This is a genomic window from Luteococcus sp. H91 (genome assembly GCF_038433135.1).
Classification (GTDB): Bacteria; Actinomycetota; Actinomycetes; order Propionibacteriales; family Propionibacteriaceae; genus Luteococcus.
In genome coordinates, this window is record NZ_JBCDMV010000006.1 from 1 (window position 1) to 20,861 (window position 20,861).

Here is a 20,861-nt window from a genome sequence, read left to right on the forward strand (position 1 = left end):
CCCCCCCCCCCCCCCCCCCCCCCCCCCCCCCCCCCGCCCTGTGTTGCGGATGACGGATCAGTAGATGATCTCACCGTTCTTGCGGCGCTCCCGCAGACCCGCGAGGGCCTCCGCCAGGATCGCCTTGGCCTCGGCGTCGGAGCGGCGCTCCTTCACATAGGCCAGATGGGTCTTGTAGGGCTGGATCTTCGGCGGGGGCGGCGGATTCTCGCTGTCCATGTTCGCCGGCAGACCGCACCGCGGACAGTCCCAGCTCTCGGGTACCGTCGCCTCGGCCGCGAAGGCGGGACGGGTTTCATGCCCGTTGGAGCAGAAGTACGAGACGTACAGGCGAGGAGCCGCGTCGCCGCGCTCCGCTTCGCCCATGGGCCCTGCCCCTACGCGGCTCCCCCGGATGGCGCTGCCACCTGCCACAGTTGTTCTCCTATTTTCACGTGCTTGAACTACCACGACGCGCGTTGCGCGTCACGGGTGCGTCGGTACGACGGCAGGGATGCTCAACCGAGTCGGTAGAGCGCCAACAGGCCGACGATGGTGGCGAACCAGAGCAGGCCGACGACCACCGTCAGCCGGTCAAGGTTGCGCTCCGCGACGGACGTGCCGCCCATCGAGGTCGACATGCCGCCACCGAAGAGGTCGGACATGCCGCCGCCGCGCCCCTTGTGGAGCAGGATGAACAGGCCAAGGATCACGCTCAACACGACCAGGATGATCGAGAGCGTCATGATGGGCCAGGACATCAGCGGTACCAGATTCACGTGGGCAAGCGTAACCCACTGTTCAGCCAAATCCACATTTGGCCCACGCATGACGAACGGGACGCCACCACCGGTGACGCCCCGTTCGGGTCAAGCAGGTGTTACAGTGCCGCGCTCAGGCGGAGACGGCGGGCAGCTCGTAGAAGCGCACGATCCCGGCGAACTCCTCCGGGTCGAGGCTCGCGCCGCCCACCAGGGCGCCGTCGACGTCGGGCTTGGCCATCAGCTCGCCGACATTCTTCGCCTTGACCGAGCCGCCGTACTGGATCCGCACGGCCTCCGCGGTCGGGGCGTCGTAGAGCTTGCCGATCTCCTCGCGGATGGCGCCGCAGACTTCCTGCGCGTCCTCAGGAGTGGCGACCTCGCCGGTGCCGATCGCCCAGACGGGCTCGTAGGCGATGACCAGGTTGGCCACCTGGGCGGCGCTGATACCCTCCAGGGCGCCGCGGACCTGGTTGAGGGTGTACTCAACCTGGTTGCCGGCCTTGCGGATGTCCAGACCCTCGCCGCAGCAGATGATCGGGGTCATGCCGTGCTCGATCACCTTCTTCGCCTTGGCGTTGACGATCGCCTCGTCCTCGGCGTGGTACTGGCGACGCTCGGAGTGGCCGACGACCACATAGGAGCAGTTCAGCTTGGCCAGCATCGGGGCCGAGACCTCACCGGTGTAGGCGCCCTTCTCCTGGGTGGAGACGTCCTGCGCGCCGAAGGCGATCGGCAGGTGGTCGCCCTCGACCAGGGTCTGGACGGTGCGGATGTCGGTGAACGGAACCAGCACGACGGCCTCGGACTTGGCCTCGTCGTAGCCCTTGTCCTTCAGCGTCCAGGCGAGCTTCTGCACCAGACCGGTGGCCTCGACGTGATCGAGGTTCATCTTCCAGTTGCCCGCCATGATCGGCTTGCGTGCCATCAGTTGTTTCCTTCCAGAACGGTGAGACCCGGGAGCTCCTTGCCCTCCAGGTATTCGAGCGAGGCGCCGCCACCGGTGGAGATGTGGCCGAACTCCTCGTCCTTGTGGCCCAGCTCGCGCACGGCGGCGGCGGAGTCGCCACCACCGACGACGCTCAGGCCGTCGACCTCGGTCAGAGCCTGGGCGACCGCGGCGGTGCCCTTGCTCAGTTCCTCGATCTCGAAGACGCCCATCGGGCCATTCCAGACCACGGTCTTGGCGGTCTTGATGGCGTGGGCAAAGAGCTTCTCGGTCTCGGGGCCGATGTCCAGACCCATCTTGTCGGCCGGGATCGCGTCCACCGTCACCACGTCGACGGGGCCGTCGACGGTCTTGGCGTCGAAGTCCATGCCGCTGGCGATCCGCACGTCGACGGGCAGCAGCAGGGTCTTGCCGGCGGCCTTGGCCTGCTCGACGTAGCCCTTGCAGGCGTCGATCGAGGCCTCGTCCAGCAGCGACTTGCCCACCTCGTAGCCGGCGGCCTTGAGGAACGTGTAGGCCATGCCGCCACCGACGATCACCGTGTCGGCGATCTGCAGCAGGTTGTCGATCACGGCCAGCTTGTCGGCCACCTTGGCGCCACCGAGCACCACGGTGAAGGGGCGGTCGGGATCGGAGAGCACCTTGGCGAAGACGTCGCCTTCCTTCTTCACCAGCAGGCCACCGGCGGACGGCAGCAGCTTGGCGATGTCGTAGACGCTCGCCTGCTTGCGGTGCACGACGCCGAAGCCTTCGGAGACGTAGACGTCACCCAGGGCGGCGTACTGCTTGGCAAGCTCGACGCGCTCGGCCTCGTCCTTGCTCTCCTCACCCTTCTCGTAACGGACATTCTCCATCAGGGCCACGTCGCCGTCGGCCAGGGCCGCGACGGTCTCCTGGGCGGACGGGCCGACGACGTCGCCGGCCAACGTGACCTCGGTGCCCAGCAGCTCGCCCAGTCGCTTGGCGACGGGAGCCAGGGAGTACTTGGGGTTCACCTCACCCTTCGGGCGGCCGAGGTGGGCCAGCACGACGACGCGGGCACCAGCCTCGCGCAGTTCGTTCAGGGTGGGCAGGGCGGCCTTGATCCGGCCGTCGTCGGTGATGGTGTCGCCGTCCAGCGGCACATTGAAATCGCAGCGGATGACTACCCGCTTGCCCTTGAGATCGCCAAGATCCTTGATCGACTTCACGTCAATCCTTCCGTTGGGAATGGTGGGGCGGCTTCGCCCCGGTGGTACTGCGGTGGTGCGTGGTGGTGCGGGTGTGCAGACGGGGTGGGACGCCGGAGCGTCCCACCCCGTCACACGGTTTGATCGGGAGATCAGGCCAGCTTGGAGCCGACCAGGGCGGTCAGGCGAACCAGCGAGTTGGAGTAGCCCCACTCGTTGTCGTACCAGGACAGGACCTTGACCAGCTTGCCGATGACCTTGGTCTCGTTGGCATCGAAGATGCTGGTGTGCGGGTCGCCGACGATGTCGGAGGAGACGATCGGGTCCTCGGTGTACTTCAGGACACCCTTGAGCTCACCCTCGGCGGCCTCCTTGACGGCAGCCTTGATCTCGTCGACGGTGACCTCCTTCGAAGCCTCGAAGGTCAGGTCGGTCAGCGAGCCGGTGGGGGTCGGGACGCGGACGGCCAGGCCGTCGAACTTGCCCTTGAGCTCGGGGATGACCAGGGCGACGGCCTGGGCGGCGCCGGTCTTGGTCGGGATCATGTTCAGCGCGGCGGCACGGGCGCGACGCAGGTCGCTGTGCGGCGCGTCGAGCAGGCGCTGGTCACCGGTGTAGCTGTGGATGGTGGTCATGATGCCGCGCTCGATGCCGAACTTGTCGTTCAGCACCTTGGCCAGCGGGGCCAGGCAGTTGGTGGTGCAGGACGCGTTCGAGATGATGTTCATCTCGTTCGTGTAGTCCTTGTCGTTGACGCCCATCACGAAGGTGCCGTCGACGTTCTTGCCGGGGGCCGAGATGATGACCTTCTTGGCGCCAGCCGCGATGTGGTCCTTGGCCTTCTCGGCGTCGGTGAAGAAGCCGGTCGACTCGATGACGACGTCCACGCCCAGGTCGCCCCAAGGCAGGTTCTTCGGGTCGCGCTCGGCGAGGGCGCGGATCTTCTTGCCGTCCACGGTGATGTACTCGTCGTCGAAGGTGACCTCACCGGCGAAGCGGCCCATCAGGCTGTCGTACTTCAGCAGGTGGGCGAGGGTCTTGTTGTCGGTCAGGTCGTTGACGGCAACGACCTCGATGTCAGCGCCCTGCTCGATGAGGGCCCGGAAGTAGTTGCGGCCGATGCGGCCGAAGCCGTTGATTCCAACCTTGACGGTCATGCGTTATCTCCTTCGAGATATTCAGTGTCTCCGCACGTCGTGCAGAGACTGTTCGGACGTTGCCGAGTCTAACGAATAGATCACGACGGCGTGCGAGCAGACCGGACTTGATGGTGGTATCACCGCAGGTGAACGCGGAGTGAACCCCTTCTCGACGCCATGCCTACCGATCGGTAGGAAACCCCAACCCCTAGCGGGAGGCGGGTTAGTCCGCCCCGTCCACCAGCTCGGAGCTAAGGTTCGCCTCTGTGGAGGGGATTCCGCGTTCAGCTGCAAGCTTGTCCGCGGTGGCCAGCAGGCGCCGGATTCGTCCCGCCACGGCATCCTTGGTCAGCGGCGGGTTGTGCAACTGGCCGAGCTCCTCCAGCGACGCGTTCTTGTGCTCCAAGCGCAACAGCCCGGCGGCCTTGAGATGGTCCGGCACGTCATCGCCCAGTATCTCCAGCGCACGCTCCACCCTGGCGCCGGCCGCCACCGCCGCGCGGGCGGAGCGTCGCAGGTTGGCATCGTCGAAGTTGGCCAGCCGGTTGGCCGACGCGCGCACCTCGCGGCGCATTCGGCGCTCCTCCCAGGCCAGCAGGGATTCGTGCGCCCCGAGCCGGGTGAGCATCGCGGCGATCGCGTCGCCATCGCGGATCACGACGCGGTCCACATTGCGGACCTCCCGCGCCTTGGCGGCAATCTGCAGCCGGCGGGCGGCCCCGACCAGGGCCAGGGCGGCCTCCGAACCGGGGCAGGTGACCTCCAGCGCCATCGAGCGGCCCGGTTCGGTCAGCGAACCGTGGGCCAGGAAGGCGCCGCGCCAGGCGGCCACCTGGCAGCAGGTGCCGCCGCCGACCACGATTGCGGGCAGGCCGCGCACCGGTCGGCCGTGGGCATCGGTCAGGCCGCTCTGCCGGGCCAGTGAGTCACCGTCGGCCACCAGTCGGAGCAAGTAGCGGGTGCCGCGGCGGATGCCGGAGCCGTTGACCAGGATCATGTCCGCCGTGAAGCCGTAGAGGTCCTGGATCGCGGTGCGCAGCCGACGGGCGGCGGCGCCGGTGTCGAATTCGGCCTCCACCACGATCCGACCACTGACGATGTGGATGCCACCGGCAAAGCGCAGCATGCTCGCGACCTCCGAGCGGCGGCAGCATGGACGGCTGACCCGGATGGTGGCAAGTTCCGCCTTGACCTGCTGGGTCATGGCCATGTGTGGTCTCCTTCCTGCCCAGCTGTCCTCCCGCGACAAGAGATGCAACCACGCCAGAATCGCGGGCAGTTCCCGGAATCTCCGTCCAGCTTGCCAGTGCGAGGCCGCGCAGGGCCAGCCCGAGGCGATTGTGCTGGGCGGATCCTCAGCAGGCATCACGGGTGGCTCATCACCTCGGAGTAGATCGACGCCAGCCGCAGCGGGTCGTGCCGGGCCGATCCGTCACGCATCGCCACGTCGGCCACCACCAGTTCCGCTCCGAGCGAGCGGACGTAGGTGTCCAGGTGTTCGTCGGCGAAACTCTGGTCGGCAATCACCACGTCCAGCCGCAGGCTCGGTGCATGGTCCGCCAGCAGTTCGATGTGCCGGGAGGCGCTGAAGCCGTCGGTCTCGTCGGCCGGCGCGATGTTCAGGGTGAGGATCCGCCTGCCGGGGCAGTCGGCGATCGCCTGGGCCAGGTCAGGCACCAGCAGGTGCGGCAGGACGGAGGTGAACCAGGAACCGGGGCCGAGCACCACGTAGTCGCTCTCCGCGATCGCCTCCAGGGCGTCGGGGCAGGCGTCGGGGCTCTCCGGCTCCAGCCGGATCTTCTGCACCTCGGCCCTGGTCTTGGCGACGGTGGCCTGACCGGAGAGGGTGCAGGTCTCGTCGGGCCGGGTCGGATCCAGCCCGATCACGTCGGCGGCGATGGTCAGCGGCGTCAACGACATCGGCAGCACGCGGCCGCGGGTGCGCAGCAGTTCCCCCACCTGGTCCAGCCCGGCGACGGGATCCTCCAGATGCTGCCACAGGCCAAGGATCAACAGGTTGCCAACGGCGTGACCGCTCAGCGGGCCACCGCCGGAGAATCGGGACTGCAGCACGTCGGCCCACTGCCGGCCGGTGTGGTCGTCGCCGCAGAGCGCGGCCAGCGCCATCCGCAGGTCGCCCGGCGGAAGACAGTCGAATTCGGAACGCAGCCGGCCCGACGAGCCGCCATCATCGGCGACCGTCACCACCGCGGTCAGCCGATCCGTCACCCGGCGCAGGGCGCTGAGGCTGGCGGACAGGCCGTGACCGCCACCCAGCGCGGTCACCATTGGCCCGTGGTGGATCAGGGCCTCCCCCCGGCCGGGGCGTCGCGCCGCCGTCATTCCTTGCCCAGGTCGCGATGCATCACGGTCACGGTGACGCCCTTGTCCCGCAGCCGTCGGCCGAATTCCTCGCTCATCGCGGTGGAGCGGTGCTTGCCGCCGGTGCAGCCAATGGCGACGGTGACCTGCCGCTTGCCCTCCCGCACATAACCGGGGGCCATGGTCTCGAAGAGTCCCTCCAGCTTGGTCAGGAAGTCGTCGGCACCCTCCTGGGCCAGCACATAACCGCTCACCGCCTCCGAGAGACCGGTCTGCGGACGCAGCTCCGGTACCCAGTGCGGATTGGGCAGGAAACGCACGTCCAGCACCAGGTCGGCATCCAGCGGCAGGCCGTTCTTGAAGCCGAAGCTCATCACGGCCGCCCGGATCCGGTCACCGTCATCGCCACCATAGGCATGCGCCACCCTGGCCGCCAGCTGGTGGACATTGATGTTGGTGGTGTCCACCACCAGATCCGCCGAGGCGCGGATGGTCGACAGCATCGCCCGTTCCTTGTCGATGCCGTCCATCAGCCGGCCGTCGCCCTGCAGCGGCAGGGGGCGACGGGTGGATTCCTGCCGCTTCACGATCGCGGCGTCGTCCGCCTCCAAGTAGAGGATCTCGATGTCAATTCCCTGCTCCCCCAGCTGGGCGAAGATGGTGCCGAGCTGGTCGAACTGGGTCCGGCTGCGCACGTCGAGCACGACGGCCAGCTTCTCCAGCCCATTGCGACGGGCCAGATCCACCAGGTTGAACAACAGGGCGGGCGGCAGGTTGTCGACGACATACCAGCCCAGGTCCTCGATGGCATGGGCAGCGGTGCGTCGACCCGCTCCGGAGAGCCCCGTGATGATCACGAGGCGGGGGGTGATGGTCTCGGCCTGGCCGGCGTCGGCGCTGCTGGGTGTGCTCACGGGGCCCATTATTGCCGAGTCACCTCGCCCGTGGTCATGTTGATCGACTCGGCTGGTTCCTGCTGGCCCAGCGCGAGGACGATGTTGGCCGCCAGCTTGGGGCCGAAGCCCGGCACCTGTGCGATCTCCTCCAGGCTGGCCGCACGGAGCTTCCGCAGCGAGCCGAAGTGTTTCAGCAGGGCCTTGCGGCGGGTCTCCCCCAGCCCGGGGACCTCGTCCAGCACCGACTCCACCATCGCCTGGCTGCGGCGTCCGCGGTGGTGCGTGATGGCAAAGCGGTGGGCCTCGTCGCGCAGCCGCTGCAGCAGGTAGAGGCCCTCGGAGCTGCGAGGCAGGATCAGCGGGTAGTCATCGTCGGGGATCCACACCTCCTCCAGCCGCTTGGCCAGCCCGCAGAGCGCGATCTCGTCCGCAAGGCCCAGCTCGTCGAGCACCTCGGCCGCGGCCTGCACCTGCGGCTGACCCCCGTCCACCACCAGCAGTTGCGGCGCATAGGCGAACTTGCGCGGCGCGCCGGTGGTGGCATCCACCAGCACCGGGCCGCCCTCCGCCTCGGCGCTCATGCTGGCCCGGTCGTCCAATAGCCGTCGGAAGCGACGGGTCAGCACCTCCTTCATGGCGCGCAGGTCGTCGGAGCCCTCGAAGGACTTGATGATGAAGCGGCGGTACTCGCTCTTGCGTGGCAGGCCGTCCTCGAAGACCACCATCGAACCGACCACCTCGGTGCCCTGCAGGTGGGAGATGTCATAGCACTCGATCCGCAGCGGCGCGGTGGGCAGCTCCAGCGTCTCCTGCAACTGTTCCAGGGCACGGTTGCGGGTGGAGAGGTCGCTGGCGCGCTTCATCTTGTGCTGCTGCAGCGCCTGCTGGGCATTCTTGGCGACGGTGTCCAGCAGCACCAACTTGTCCCCGCGCTGCGGCACGTGCAGGTGCACATTCGACTTGCGTTGTTCCCGCAACAGTTGGGCCATCACCTCGCCCGACGCGGGCAGGGTGGGCACCAGGATCTCCTTGGGGATGTGGCTGGCGATCTCGGTGTCCGCCGCCGCCGAGTCGGCATAGATCTGCAGCAGGAACTGTTCGATCAGCTCGGCGGTGTCGCCGTCGTCGGCGCGATCCGCCACCCAGCCACGTTCACCCCGAATCCGGCCGGAGCGCACATTGAAGATCTGCACCGCCACCTCCAACGGGTCCTCCGCGATGGCGATCACATCTGCGTCGGTGCCGTCGGGCAGCACGATGGCATTCTTCTCCGTCGCCTGCTTCAGCGCCGCCAGGGAATCCCGCAGCACCGCGGCCTTCTCGAATTCCAGTTCCTGTGAGGCGCGCAGCATCTGCTGCTCCAGCTTGCGGGTCAGCTGCCCGGTGCGGCCGGCCATGAAACTGGCGAAGTCCTCGACGATCTCCCGGTGTGCCCCGGGGCTGATCCGGCCGACGCAGGGGGCCGAGCACTTGCCGATGTAGCCAAGCAGGCACGGCCGACCGGCCGACTTCGCATTGTTGAAGACCCCATTGCTGCAGGAACGCATCGGGAAGACGTGCAGGAGGGCGTCGACGGTCTCCCGGATGGCCCAGGCCTGGCCGAAGGGCCCGAAGTAGCGGTAGCCCTTGCGCTTGCTGCCCCGACCGACGAAGACCCGCGGGTACTCGTCGCTCCAGGTCAGGCAGAGCCAGGGGTAGGACTTGTCGTCGCGGTACTTGACGTTGAAGCGCGGGTCGTACTGCTGGATCCAGGTGTATTCCAGCTGCAGGCTCTCCAGCTCGTTCTGCACCACCGTCCACTCCACCCTGGCGGCGGTGCGCACCATCGTCTGCGTGCGAAAGTGCAGGTTGGCCGGGTCGGCGAAATAGGAGTTGAGCCGCTGGCGCAGGTTCTTGGCCTTGCCGACGTAGATCACCTGACCGTGCGCGTCGCTGAACCGGTAGACCCCGGGATCGGTCGGGATGGTGCCCGGCTTGGGGCGGTACGTCGACGGGTCAGCCATGCGCGCCAGTGTAGAAGGCGCCACCGACAGGCCCGGTGATCGCCCGGCGGCCAGCGCCCGGTAGCTTGGTACGCACCGCCCCGTCGAGGTTGACCGGGCCAGCCAGATCACCGAGGAGCACGCCATGAACCCGTCCCGACGCGACGTCCTGAAGACCGCTGGCGTGGCCGCCGGCGCCGCCACCGGTGCCTGCGGGTTGAGCGCCTGCTCGTCGCCGGAGAAGGTGCAGCAGGGCCCCGCCGAGATCAAGGCCGCCGAGGTGCCCGTCGGCGGTGCCACGATCATCGAGAACTCCGCCTATGTGGTGAGTCAGCCCACCGCGGGCCAGTTCAGGGCCTTCAACCGGACCTGTCCGCACGCTTCCTGCGATGTCTCCAAGGTGGAGAAGGCCGAGATCATCTGCACCTGCCACCACGCGCGCTTCGCCGCCGCCGACGGGGCCGTGCTCCACGGGCCGGCCACCACCGGGCTGACCGCGGCCGTCGCCACGCTGGAGGGCGACACCGTCAAGGTGAGCCAGGCCTGACACACCGGAGTAGGTTGGGGCTGTACCCGTCGCAGCCGACGGAATCCCGAACGACAGTCTGCTGAGGAGCAACCCATGACCCCGTCCCGTCGCGATGTTCTCAAGACCGCTGGCCTGGCCGCCGGTGCCGCAGCCGGAGCGGGTGCGCTGTCCGGATGCTCCAAGCCCGAGGAGGTCAAGGCCGGACCGACGTCGGTGAAGGCCGCCGAGGTTCCCGTCGGCAGCGCCAAGATCATCGAGGACTCCAACTTCGTGGTCAGCCAGCCGACGGCCGGCGAGTACAAGGCCTTCACCCGGCTCTGCCCGCATGCCGGCTGCAAGGTCTCGCAGGTGGAGAAGGCCGAGATCGTCTGCACCTGCCACAACTCGCGCTTCTCCGCCGCCGACGGCTCCCGGCTGAGCGGCCCCGCCGCCGCGGGTCTGGGCAAGGCGACCGCCAAGCTGGAGGGCGACACCGTCAACGTCAGCGCCTGACCTCAGGCCCGCATCGGCTGGGGGCCTCGACAGGCTCGGCCATCGTGGGCACCCCAGCGCCCAGGGGGCGCCCTACTTCTTGGCGACCCGCTTCCGGGCGGTCTTCTTGGCCGTCGCCTTCTTCGCCGTCTTCTTCTTGGCGACGGGTGCTTCCACCAGCGCCTCGGTGACCTCCCCCACCGGCACCTCGCGACCCTTGAGGATCGGCGCCAGGAACTGGCCGGTGTAGCTCTCGGCAACGGCGGCGATCTGCTCCGGGGTGCCCTCAGCCACCACCATGCCGCCGCCGGAGCCGCCCTCCGGCCCCATGTCGATCACATGGTCGGCGGTCTTGATCACGTCCAGGTTGTGCTCGATCACCACGACGCTGTTGCCCTGCTCCACCAACCGGTCGAGCACCCCCAGCAGCTTGCGGATGTCCTCGAAGTGCAGGCCCGTGGTGGGCTCGTCCAGCACATACATGGTGCGGCCGGTGGAGCGTCGCTGCAGCTCGGTGGCCAGCTTCACCCGCTGCGCCTCACCACCGGAAAGGGTGGTGGCCGGCTGACCCAGCCGGACATAGCCCAGCCCCACCTCCACCAGCGTGGTCAGGTGCCGGGAGATGCTGCCGATGGCGCTGAAGAAGTCCGCGGCCTCCTCGATCGGCATGTCCAGCACCTCGGCGACGGTCTTGCCCTTGTAGTGCACCTCCAGCGTTTCCCGGTTGTAGCGGGCGCCATGGCAGACCTCGCAGGGCACGTACACGTCGGGCAGGAAGTTCATCTCGATCTTGATCGTGCCGTCGCCCAGGCAGTGCTCACAACGCCCACCCTTGATGTTGAAGCTGAAGCGGCCGGGCTGGTAGCCGCGGACCTTCGCCTCCGGCGTCGACGCGAACAGGGTGCGCACCTTGTCGAAGACGCCGGTGTAGGTGGCCGGGTTGGAGCGCGGGGTACGGCCGATCGGCGACTGGTCGACGTGGATGATCTTGTCGATCTGGTCGATGCCGGTGATGGAGCGGTGCTTGCCGGGCACGGCCTTGGCCTTGTAGAGCCGCTGGGCGAGCGCGGTGTACAGGATGCCGTTGACCAGCGAAGACTTGCCGGAGCCGGAGACACCGGTGACCGCGACGAACTGCCCCAGCGGGAAGGAGACGTCCACCTCCCGCAAGTTGTTCTGCCGGGCGCCGTGCACGGTGATCGCCCGGCCGGTGGCGGGGCGGCGGACCGCGGGCAGCGGGATGGAGCGCCGGCCGGACAGGTAGGCGCCGGTGATCGACTGTTCGCTGGCCAGCAGTTCGCTGACCGGGCCGGAGACCACCACGTGCCCGCCGCGCTCACCGGCGCCGGGGCCGACGTCGACGGTCCAGTCGGCCACCCGGATGGTGTCCTCGTCGTGCTCCACCACGATCAGGGTGTTGCCCAGGTCACGCAGCCGCTTCAGGGTCTCGATCAGCCGCTGGTTGTCACGCTGGTGCAGGCCGATCGATGGTTCGTCCAGGACGTAGAGCACGCCCACCAGGCCGGAGCCGATCTGGGTGGCCAGCCGGATCCGCTGCGCCTCGCCACCAGACAGGGTGCCGGCGGCGCGGGAGAGGGTGAGGTATTCCAGCCCGACGTCCAGCAGGAAGCGCAACCGCTCGTTGATCTCCTTGACCAGTCGCTCGGCGATCTGCGCCTCCCGGTCGGTCATCTGCAGCGCGGCCAGGAAGTCGGCCACCTCCCGGATCGACAGGTCAGACAGTTCCGCGATGTTGCGGCCGCCCACCGTGACCGCCAGCGACGTCGGCTTGAGCCGCGCCCCGTGGCAGGTGGGGCAGGGCACCTCGCGCAGGTAGCCGCCCCAGCGGTCCCGCGCGGAGTCGGTCTCGGCCTCGTCGAAGCGGCGCCGGACATAGCGCAGCACGCCCTCGTAGTTCTGGGTGAAGGTGCGGGTGCGGCCGAAGCGGTTGCGGTAGCTGACGTAGACCGGATCACCGGCGCCATTCAACAAGACCACCCGGGCCGCCTCGGGCAGCTCCTCCCACGGGGTCTTGACGCTGAAGCCATGCTGCTTGGCCAGCGACTCGAAGACGTGCTCGTAGTGGGCGGCGACGTGCGCATTGGCCCACGGTGCGATCGCCCCGTCCGCCAGGGACTTGCCCCGGTCCGGCACCACCAGATCCGGATCCACCTCGTGCGTCGTCCCCAGGCCGGTGCAGGCCGGGCAGGCGCCCCACGGCCCGTTGAAGGAGAACTGCCGCGGCTCCAGCTCCTCGATCGAGATGTCGTGTTCGTTGGGGCAGGCCATCTTCTCCGAATAGCGGCGCTCCCGCTTCGGATCCTTGGCGTCCAGGTCGACGAAGTCGACCCCCACCACGCCTTGGGCCAAGCGCAACGCGGTCTCGATCGAGTCGGTGATCCGCCGCTTGGCGGACTCCTTGACCGCCACCCGATCCACCACCACGTCGATGTCGTGCTTGCGCTGCTTGTCCAGCGTCGGCGGATCGGTCAGCTGGTGCACCTCGCCATCCACCCGGACGCGGCTGTATCCGTCGGCCGACAGCTGGCGGAAGAGATCCACGTGCTCGCCCTTGCGCCCGCGCACCACCGGCGCCAGCACCTGGAAGCGGGTGCCCTCATCCAGCGACATCAGCCGGTCGACGATCTGCTGCGGGGTCTGCCGGCTGATCGGCTCGCCACACTGCGGGCAGTGCGGATGGCCGATCCGGGCGAACATCAGACGCAGGTAGTCGTAGACCTCGGTGATGGTGCCCACCGTGGAGCGCGGATTGCGGCTGGTGGACTTCTGGTCGATCGACACCGCCGGGGACAGACCCTCGATGAAGTCGACGTCGGGCTTGTCCATCTGGCCCAGGAACATCCGCGCATAGGCGCTCAGCGACTCCACATAGCGACGCTGCCCCTCGGCAAAGATGGTGTCGAAGGCCAGCGACGACTTTCCGGAGCCGGACAGGCCGGTGAACACGATCAGCGCATCCCGCGGAAGGTCCAGCGAGACATTGCGCAGGTTGTGCTCTCGGGCACCTCGGACGACAAGACGATCATTCACGTCGTCCAGAGTAGAACGCGCCTCCGACAGTTTTTGCCGACCTCCTTCCGGCAAGGCCCCAGAAGTGGTGGCTTTGGCCTGCCGGGTTGGTTAGGTTTGAGCCATGATGCCCGACCCTGCGGCACCGGCGGAAATGCCGGTCAGCGCGACGATGCCCACCCTGCGTCGCCGCAAGCTGGAAGCGACGCAGGCGCTGCTGGGTGACACCATCCGGATTGATGACGACGAGTGGCAGCAGCCCAGCCGACTCGCCGGCTGGACCCGGGCACATGTGGCAACCCACCTGGCGCGCAACGCCGACGCCCTGCGGCGGGTGGTCAACGGCTTCCTCACCCATCAGCCGAAGCACCTGTACGCCAGCCCCAGGCAACGTCGGCGAGACCTGGAGCTCGGCTCCCAGCGGGCGCCGCTGGATCTGCAGATCGATCTGGACACCTCCGCCGGCCGGCTCAACGAGGCCTTCAACTACCTGGCCGAATCCGGCGCAACGGATCTGGTGGAGCTCTCCCCCGGATTCCGGATGCCGATCCACCACCTGGTGCTGGCACGCCTGAATGAGGTGGTGCTGCACAGGATCGATCTGGACCACGGCTTCACTTCCGCCGACATCGACCCGGACATCGCGCGCTGGTTGCTGGAGTGGAACTGTCTGCGGGTGGGCGAACGCCCCGACTTCCCCGCGATGCACCTGATGAGCAGCTCCGGTTTCCAGGGGGTGATCGGACGCCCCGATCGAGAGCCCCAGATCGTTCAGGGCACCGACGCCGGCCTGGTCGGTTGGCTGACCGGCCGAGCATCAGCCGACGCCCTCGGAGGCGCCGAGGGCCTGACCTTCCCGGAGTTGTGATGACCCAGATCAAGACGATTGCCCTTGCCGACGACCTGAGCCTGTCCACCATGGTGGTGGGTTCGATGGGCAACAACGCCTACCTGCTGCGCGACGACCAGGGCCGGGCGCTGCTGGTGGATGCCGCCGCGGAGCCCGAACTGCTGCGCGAGCTGATCGGCGACGCCACGGTGGAGACCATCCTGACCACCCATCGCCACCACGACCACATCGGTGCGCTGACCGAGCTGGCCGCCACCACCGGGGCGCGCACCGTCTGCGGGGTGCCGGATGCCGACGCGATCCACGCCGCCACCGGGGTGCGCTGCGAACCACTCTGGACCGGCGACGAGGTGACGCTGGGCCGCCACCGCTTCGGGATCATCGGCCTGGTGGGCCACACCCCCGGCTCGATCACCGTCGTCGTCCGCCCCGAGGGTGCCCCCGTGCAGCTGCTGACCGGTGACTCGCTCTTCCCCGGTGGCGTCGGCAAGACCGGCTCCCCGGCCGACTTCACCAGCCTGCTGGACGGCGTCGTCAGCCAGCTTTTCGACGTCTTCGACGACGACGCGGTGGTCTGGCCCGGCCACGGTGACCCGACGACGCTGGGCGCCGAGCGCCCGCATCTGCCGGAGTGGCACGAGCGCGGCTGGTAGCCGGAAATCAGGTTGAGGCAAGCCGGGCAATCAATCTAGGCTCACATCCTCAGACGTGAAGGAGGTGCCCGTGACCGGCAGCCGCCGCGTACTCCGCTAAGAGGGGACGACGCCGCAGCCGGTGAGCCCAGACCCACACCTACCGGTGGCACGTGCCCAAAGCGCGTGACAGTGGCCAGGACAGATCTCAAACCTGGTCGAGGTCCGGATCCCCATCTGGGGTGAAGCAGGAACCGGAAGTAATCGCCTCATGGCGGTGAATCGAGTCACTGACTGGGCAAGCCCGGATCCCGCGTTCGCGGGAAGAAGAACGGAACCCTCCGCATCCGCAGTCGTATTCCTTCGACGCGGAAAGCGGAGCCTTGTCTCGCGACCAACAGAACACATCCTTCACGTGCGTCCATTGCGGAGCGCACGTCCCCGCCCTGTCCAATGGCAGTTTCCGGAATCACTGCCACGCATGCCTCTGGTCGGTGCACCTTGATGTCACCCCGGGGGACCGCGCCAGCGATTGTCGCGGCTCCATGGAGCCTGTATTGATAACTCAACCTCGTGGCAAGAAGTTGGCCGTCGTCCACCAATGCACTCGGTGCGGCCACCGGCAGACCAACAAGCTGGCCTTGGACGACGTGACGCCTGACTCAATCGACGCCATGAGCGCCCTTCAGATGAAGACCCTCACCCGGCGTTGGTGAGCACCATCGGGGAAGAGTGGCCCAAGCGTCACACTTCCCCGATGGCGTCGGCAAGACCGGTTCCCCGGAAGACTTCACCAGCCTCCTGGACGGCGTCGTCAGCCAGCTCTTCGACGTCTTCGCCGACGACGCGGTGGTCTGGCCCGGCCACGGTGACCCGACGACGCTCGGCGCCGAGCGCCCGCGGCACCGGTCCATCGGGAGGGGAAGCACTCCGTTCTCTGCACCAGTGAGGTACCGGGAGCCATCACTGAGCTACATCCATTGGCCGACGGGCTACCTCGGCGAGGCAAGTTTGTTGTGTTGCAATTATCCAGCATCAAACACAACAACCCTAGGCACTTCTGATGCCTCGTGGTCGCCCCGGGCGGCTGCGAGCCCAGAAGTCTGGCAGCGGGCGCTGGCTCAGCTCCCGTAAGTGGGTCGACGAGTACTTGGAGTCGAAGTACCAGAGATAGATGGGAACGAGAACTCGTCGTCAATCCCACCAGATGGCCGTCAATCCCAGTGTTCTGGAGCGCGCAGACCACCGGGAAGTTGGGTGCGGCGGTTTCCCTTGGCGGCGGACACCTGCTGCTGGGTGAGGAAGATCGCGCCGCTGAGATCCGCGTCAGACAGGTCGGCGTCGCGGAGGTCAGCGCCAAGCAGGTCCGTGCGGTCGAGGGTGGCGCCGCGCAGGTTGGCCGCCAGCAGCAGCGCACTGCGCAGGCTGTACCCGCTGAGGTCCTTGCCGTGCAGATCAGCACCGAAGAGCTGGGCACGGGGCTTGAACCGTTTGGAGCGGGGCGCCGGGCTGCGGTGCTGCTCGCTGACCGCCGCCAGCACTGGGCCGACGCGTCCGCGCAGCACGGCAACGTCCACGGCGGCCAGCTGGGTCGCGTCACCAGCCACGGCCCCCTGCAGCTGAACCAAGAGGTCCGTAATGACTTCCAGAAGCTCGCCGTGAGCCAACTCATGTGCCTCGGTCAGCAGGCGCAGCATCTCCATCAGGTGTCGCATCACGCCAAAGGCGTCGAAGATCACCTGGGCAGTGGCATGTTCCTGTCGCCAGGCGGCGTTGCCACCGAACGTGACCTGCGTGACCTGCTGCCCGGCACCGAAACAATCAAAGACGGTACAAGCGGGCCACCCGTCGTCGCGCAGCCGCTCGTGAATTTCGCACATGTTGTCCGGGCGTAGGTGGTGGCAAGGGCTTCCGGCCGGGGCATCGGCGCCGAAGCCGCCACTCCTGGATCGCGAGAGCGCTACGCAGCACAGCCCGGCGCACTGCCCGCAGTCACCGACGAAGTCCATCCCCAACCCTCATCTCTCAGTCGGACCTACCCTACGGGCCAGCCCCCAGGACCGCCCCGAAACACCCTGCAGGCTCCCGGAATCCAGCGGTGATTGGGGCATCCCCGGGAAACGTGTGACAATTGTCTCCGGAGGGGAGTACTCCCCAATCAGCAGAGTCGTCATCACGATGCCCGAAGACCTGGCGTCCGGCCTGCGGCCACCAGCGTGGCGGAAGAGACCTCCAGCGCTCCCTGCACCTCTTTGAAAGGTCCTGGATGAACATCCACCTCTACACCTGGCTGATCACCATCGGCATCATGTCAGCAGTACTCCTGTTCGACATCTTCGTGATTGGTCGCAAGCCGCACGAACCGTCAATGAAGGAGTGCAGCATCTTCGTCGGCGTCTTCGTCGGCCTGGCCATCCTGTTCGGTATCGGCGTCACCTACTTCTCCGGGGCCCAGTATGGCAAGGAGTTCTTCGCCGGCTGGTTGACCGAGTACAGCCTGAGCCTGGACAACCTGTTCATCTTCATCATCATCATGGCCAAGATGAAGGTCCCCCGACACCTGCAGCAGTATGCGCTGCTGGTGGGCATCATCCTGGCGCTGGTCTTCCGCGGCATCTTCATCGCGCTGGGCAAGAGCATGATCGAGGCCGCAGCCTGGGTCTTCTTCATCTTCGGCGCCTACCTGCTCTACACCGCCCTTGATCTGGTCAAGGACTACTTCGAGAAGGACCACGACGACGAGGCCACGGAGAACATGCTGATCCGCTGGGTCAAGCGCACCCTGCCCTTTGTCGATGACTGGCAGGGCACCAAGAGCATCGTCAGGATCGACGGCAAGCGCCTGTTCACCCCGATGTTCCTGGTGATCGTCGCTCTGGGCTCCACCGACATCCTGTTCGCCCTGGACTCGATCCCGGCCATCTACGGCCTGACCCAGGAGCCCTACCTGGTCTTCACCGCCAATGTCTTCGCGTTGATGGGTCTGCGCCAGCTCTACTTCCTGATCGGTGGCCTGCTGACCAAGCTGGTCTACCTGCCGATCGGCCTGTCGGTGATCCTCGGCTTCATCGGTGTGAAGCTGGTACTGCACGCCGCGCACCACTACCACCTGGTCGGCGGGTGGGCCGAGCTGGGCATCGAGCTCAGCCTGGGCGTGATCGTCGCCACGCTGGCGATCACCACCATCGCCAGCCTGGTCAAGACTCGGGGCATGACCGACGAGGAACTCGAGGCCATGCACTGAGTCTGCTGCCCGCTGCTCTACTGCACGTACCGGTGCCCCGCCGGCCATCATCCGATGGCTGTCGGGGCACCGTCCATTTCCGCACAGCCTCTTGCATCACTGCTGCATCACCTATGATGTGACCATGAGGACCACCGTGGATCTCCCCGCCGCAGCACACGACCGGGTGTGCGCGCTGGCCGCCGCCAGCGGCCGTTCGATCAGCGCCACGCTCTCGGAACTCACTCTTCGCGGCCTGGCGACCCTGGACGAGCCGGTCCGTGTCCAGACGGACCCCGTGAGCAGGCTCCCAGTGATCTCCATCGGACGACGAGTCACGGCAGCCGAGGTGTCGGACTTCCTGGACCAGGAATGACAACCGTCCTGCTGGATGCCAACATCCTGATCGCACTGACCGTGCGGGAGCACGACCACCATGAACGGTCAGCCGCCTGGCTCTCCTCCGTGCCGTCCTATGCCGTGTGCCCCATCGTGGAGGGTGCCCTGGTTCGCTACCTGCTGCGCCTGGGCGAATCCACTGGCACCATCAGCACCGTCCTGGCAGGCATCGCGGCCGACCCGCGCCACCACTTCTGGGAGGACAACCTGTCCTATTCCCAGCTGGATCTGGGCAGGCTGCGTGGTCATCGACAGGCCACCGACGCCTACCTGGTGGCCCTGGCCCGGCATCGGGGAGCTCGGCTGGCCACCCTGGACGAAGGACTGGCTGCCATGTGGCAGCCCGATGCGGTACTGATCCCCTGATGGCGCACTGTCCCTTCCGGGCTCGGCCTACTTGGTGGCCTCGATCATGCTGCGCAATTCCTTCTTCAGGTCCCCGATCTCATCGCGCAACCGCGCCGCCAGCTCGAACTGCAATTCCTTGGCCGCGGTGTGCATCTGCTCGGTGAGTTCCTCCACCAGGTCGGCCAGCTCCGTGACCGCCATGTTCGACGTGTCCAGCGCCCGCTTCTCCCCCAGTTGCGGCACCGGTTGGCTCAGCTTGCGCCCCTTCGGATTGGCCTTGTTCACCAACTCGGCGGTGTCGGCATCCTCCCGGGCCAGCATGTCGGTGATGTCGGCGATCTTCTTGCGCAGCGGCTGCGGATCGATTCCGTGCTCGCTGTTGTAGGCGATCTGCTTGGCCCGGCGACGATTGGTCTCGTCGATTGCCCGCTCCATGCTGGGCGTGATCTTGTCCGCATACATGTGCACCTGGCCGGCCACATTGCGCGCCGCGCGGCCGATGGTCTGGATCAGCGACCGGTCAGAGCGCAGGAAGCCCTCCTTGTCGGCGTCGAGGATGGCCACCAGGGAGACCTCCGGCAGGTCCAGGCCCTCGCGCAGCAGGTTGATGCCCACAAGCACGTCGTACTCGCCCATCCGCAGCTCGCGCAGCAGCTCCACCCGTCGCAGGGTGTCCACCTCGGAGTGCAGGTAGCGGGTGCGGACCCCGTTCTCCATCAGGTAGTCGGTGAGGTCCTCCGCCATCTTCTTGGTGAGCGTGGTCACCAGGATCCGCTCATTCCTGGCGGTACGCAGCTTGATCTCGCCCATCAGGTCGTCGATCTGGCCCTTGGTGGGCTTGACGATGATCTCCGGATCCACCAGGCCGGTGGGGCGGATGATCTGCTCGACGAAGCCGTCGGAGCGGGCCAGCTCATAATTGCCCGGGGTGGCCGATAGGTAGACCGTCTGCCCGATCCGTTCGACGAATTCCTCGAAGCGCAGCGGCCGGTTGTCCAGCGCGCTGGGCAACCGGAAGCCGTGGTCCACCAGGGTGCGCTTGCGGCTGGCGTCGCCCTCGTACATGCCGCCGATCTGGGGAATGGTGACGTGCGACTCGTCCACCACCAGCAGGAAGTCCGAAGGGAAGAAGTCCAGCAGGGTGTGGGCGGGCTCGCCGGCCTGCCTGCCGTCCATGTGCCGGGAGTAGTTCTCGATGCCGGAGCAGGTGCCGATCTGGCGCATCATCTCGATGTCATAGCTGGTGCGCATCCGCAGGCGCTGTTCCTCCAGCAGCTTGTTCTGCTGGTGCAGCTCGGCCAGGCGCTCCTCGAGCTCCACCTCGATGCTGGCGATGGCGCGTTCCATCCGCTCCGGTCCGGCCACGTAGTGGGTGGCGGGGAAGATGTACATCTCCTGATCCGTGGTCAGCACCTCCCCAGTCAGCGGGTGCATGGTGGAGAGCGCCTCGATCTCGTCGCCGAAGAATTCGATCCGGACGGCATTCTCCTCATACATCGGGAAGACCTCCAGGGTGTCTCCCCGAACCCGGAAGGTGCCGCGGGTGCCGGCCAGGTCATTGCGGGCGTACTGGATCTCCACCAGCCGGCGCAGCAGCGCTTCGCGCTCGTACTCCTCGCCCACCTTGAGCCGCACCATCCGGTCGACGTACTCCTCGGGCGTGCCCAGGCCGTAGATGGCGCTGACGGTGGCCACCACGATCACGTCGCGACGGGTCAGCAGCGATGCGGTGGTGGAGTGCCGCAGCCGCTCCACCTCCTCGTTCAGCGACGAGTCTTTCTCGATGTAGGTGTCCGTCTGCGGCACATAGGCCTCGGGCTGGTAGTAGTCGTAGTAGCTGACGAAGTACTCCACCGCATTGTCCGGGAAGAACTGCCGCAGCTCGTTGGCATACTGCGCCGCCAGGGTCTTGTTGGGCTGCATCACCAGCACCGGCCGTTGCAGCCGCTCGGTCAACCAGCCGATGGTGGCCGTCTTGCCGGTGCCAGTGGCACCCAGCAGCACCACATCCTGCTCCCCGGCCCGGATGCGTCGCTCCAAGTCCTCGATGGCGGCCGGCTGGTCACCCGACGGCTCGAAGCCGGCCTGCATCGTGAACGGGGCAACCACCCGCTGGATCTCGTCGACTGCTCGCATGTCTTGAAGGCTACAAGGAGCCTCCGACAGAAAATGCGGGACGCCG

Annotated in this window: 21 protein-coding genes; 8 read left to right on the plus strand and 13 right to left on the minus strand. The window is 67.2% G+C overall.

Translation table 11 applies throughout. The features are described 5' to 3' along the window. Positions 1-57 precede the first annotated feature (57 nt). The 9 genes from AAEX57_RS04060 to uvrC all read right to left on the minus strand — a co-directional run bounded on the left by AAEX57_RS04060 (position 58) and on the right by uvrC (position 9,218). Positions 58-414, minus strand: coding sequence for an RNA polymerase-binding protein RbpA (locus AAEX57_RS04060; protein WP_342091017.1), 357 nt, complete (start codon positions 412-414; stop codon positions 58-60). 83 nt (positions 415-497) lie between these two features. Further along, positions 498-740, minus strand: coding sequence for a preprotein translocase subunit SecG (gene secG / locus AAEX57_RS04065; protein WP_342091030.1), 243 nt, complete (start codon positions 738-740; stop codon positions 498-500). A 133-nt stretch (positions 741-873) separates the two neighbouring features. Beyond that, positions 874-1,668: a triose-phosphate isomerase gene (gene tpiA / locus AAEX57_RS04070; protein WP_342091016.1), complete on the minus strand. Its 795-nt coding sequence runs from the start codon at positions 1,666-1,668 to the stop codon at positions 874-876. After that, positions 1,668-2,879, minus strand: coding sequence for a phosphoglycerate kinase (locus AAEX57_RS04075; protein WP_342091015.1), 1,212 nt, complete (start codon positions 2,877-2,879; stop codon positions 1,668-1,670). The genes tpiA and AAEX57_RS04075 overlap by 1 nt, the downstream gene beginning before the upstream one ends. 131 nt (positions 2,880-3,010) lie before the next feature. Further along, a complete protein-coding gene (gap, locus tag AAEX57_RS04080; RefSeq protein ID WP_342091014.1) occupies positions 3,011-4,015 on the minus strand; it encodes a type I glyceraldehyde-3-phosphate dehydrogenase in 1,005 nt (334 codons plus the stop codon). A 205-nt stretch (positions 4,016-4,220) separates the two neighbouring features. Further along, entirely contained in the window at positions 4,221-5,207 is a 987-nt protein-coding gene (gene whiA / locus AAEX57_RS04085; RefSeq protein ID WP_342091013.1) for a DNA-binding protein WhiA, read from the minus strand. A gap of 155 nt (positions 5,208-5,362) precedes the next feature. After that, on the minus strand, positions 5,363-6,340 hold the full coding sequence (locus AAEX57_RS04090; protein ID WP_446721072.1) for a gluconeogenesis factor YvcK family protein: 978 nt from the start codon (positions 6,338-6,340) through the stop codon (positions 5,363-5,365). Further along, positions 6,337-7,233, minus strand: a complete 897-nt coding sequence (gene rapZ / locus AAEX57_RS04095) for an RNase adapter RapZ (protein ID WP_342091011.1) — start codon at positions 7,231-7,233, stop codon at positions 6,337-6,339. The genes AAEX57_RS04090 and rapZ overlap by 4 nt, the downstream gene beginning before the upstream one ends. An 8-nt stretch (positions 7,234-7,241) precedes the next feature. Then, on the minus strand, positions 7,242-9,218 hold the full coding sequence (gene uvrC, locus AAEX57_RS04100; RefSeq protein ID WP_342091010.1) for an excinuclease ABC subunit UvrC: 1,977 nt from the start codon (positions 9,216-9,218) through the stop codon (positions 7,242-7,244). Between the two features lie 124 nt (positions 9,219-9,342). Between uvrC and AAEX57_RS04105 the strand changes: the two genes are divergently transcribed. Then, a complete protein-coding gene (locus tag AAEX57_RS04105; RefSeq protein ID WP_342091009.1) occupies positions 9,343-9,744 on the plus strand; it encodes a Rieske (2Fe-2S) protein in 402 nt (133 codons plus the stop codon). Positions 9,745-9,819: 75 nt separating this feature from the next. Continuing rightward, positions 9,820-10,218 (plus strand): Rieske (2Fe-2S) protein, encoded by a 399-nt coding sequence (locus AAEX57_RS04110; protein WP_342091008.1) that lies wholly within the window; start codon positions 9,820-9,822, stop codon positions 10,216-10,218. 72 nt (positions 10,219-10,290) lie between these two features. Here the strand turns inward: AAEX57_RS04110 and uvrA are convergent, their stop codons facing one another. Continuing rightward, a complete protein-coding gene (uvrA, locus tag AAEX57_RS04115) occupies positions 10,291-13,248 on the minus strand; it encodes an excinuclease ABC subunit UvrA (RefSeq protein WP_446721071.1) in 2,958 nt (985 codons plus the stop codon). A 103-nt stretch (positions 13,249-13,351) separates the two neighbouring features. Between uvrA and AAEX57_RS04120 the strand changes: the two genes are divergently transcribed. The 3 genes from AAEX57_RS04120 to AAEX57_RS16205 all read left to right on the plus strand — a co-directional run bounded on the left by AAEX57_RS04120 (position 13,352) and on the right by AAEX57_RS16205 (position 15,425). Then, positions 13,352-14,095, plus strand: coding sequence for a maleylpyruvate isomerase family mycothiol-dependent enzyme (locus AAEX57_RS04120; protein ID WP_342091007.1), 744 nt, complete (start codon positions 13,352-13,354; stop codon positions 14,093-14,095). Then, positions 14,095-14,730 carry an MBL fold metallo-hydrolase gene (locus AAEX57_RS04125; RefSeq protein WP_342091006.1) on the plus strand — a complete coding sequence of 212 codons (636 nt, stop codon included), beginning with the start codon at positions 14,095-14,097 and terminating at the stop codon, positions 14,728-14,730. The genes AAEX57_RS04120 and AAEX57_RS04125 overlap by 1 nt, the downstream gene beginning before the upstream one ends. A 362-nt stretch (positions 14,731-15,092) precedes the next feature. Continuing rightward, complete coding sequence (locus AAEX57_RS16205; RefSeq protein ID WP_446721070.1) at positions 15,093-15,425, plus strand: RNHCP domain-containing protein; 333 nt, start codon at positions 15,093-15,095, stop codon at positions 15,423-15,425. Between the two features lie 28 nt (positions 15,426-15,453). Here AAEX57_RS16205 and AAEX57_RS04130 read toward each other — a convergent pair whose 3' ends face one another. Next, a complete protein-coding gene (locus AAEX57_RS04130) occupies positions 15,454-15,615 on the minus strand; it encodes a hypothetical protein (protein ID WP_342091005.1) in 162 nt (53 codons plus the stop codon). A 308-nt stretch (positions 15,616-15,923) separates the two neighbouring features. Then, positions 15,924-16,718, minus strand: a complete 795-nt coding sequence (locus tag AAEX57_RS04135; protein WP_342091004.1) for a pentapeptide repeat-containing protein — start codon at positions 16,716-16,718, stop codon at positions 15,924-15,926. A 257-nt stretch (positions 16,719-16,975) separates the two neighbouring features. On the opposite strand from AAEX57_RS04135, the gene AAEX57_RS04140 reads away from it, so the two are divergent. From AAEX57_RS04140 to AAEX57_RS04150, 3 genes are all read left to right on the plus strand, one after another. After that, on the plus strand, positions 16,976-17,953 hold the full coding sequence (locus tag AAEX57_RS04140; protein ID WP_342091003.1) for a TerC family protein: 978 nt from the start codon (positions 16,976-16,978) through the stop codon (positions 17,951-17,953). 124 nt (positions 17,954-18,077) lie between these two features. After that, positions 18,078-18,308, plus strand: coding sequence for a hypothetical protein (locus AAEX57_RS04145; RefSeq protein WP_342091002.1), 231 nt, complete (start codon positions 18,078-18,080; stop codon positions 18,306-18,308). Beyond that, complete coding sequence (locus AAEX57_RS04150; protein ID WP_342091001.1) at positions 18,305-18,697, plus strand: TA system VapC family ribonuclease toxin; 393 nt, start codon at positions 18,305-18,307, stop codon at positions 18,695-18,697. Before AAEX57_RS04145 ends, AAEX57_RS04150 begins: the two co-directional genes overlap by 4 nt. A gap of 27 nt (positions 18,698-18,724) precedes the next feature. Here the strand turns inward: AAEX57_RS04150 and uvrB are convergent, their stop codons facing one another. Further along, entirely contained in the window at positions 18,725-20,815 is a 2,091-nt protein-coding gene (gene uvrB / locus AAEX57_RS04155; RefSeq protein WP_342091000.1) for an excinuclease ABC subunit UvrB, read from the minus strand. Between the last annotated feature and the right edge of the window lie 46 nt (positions 20,816-20,861).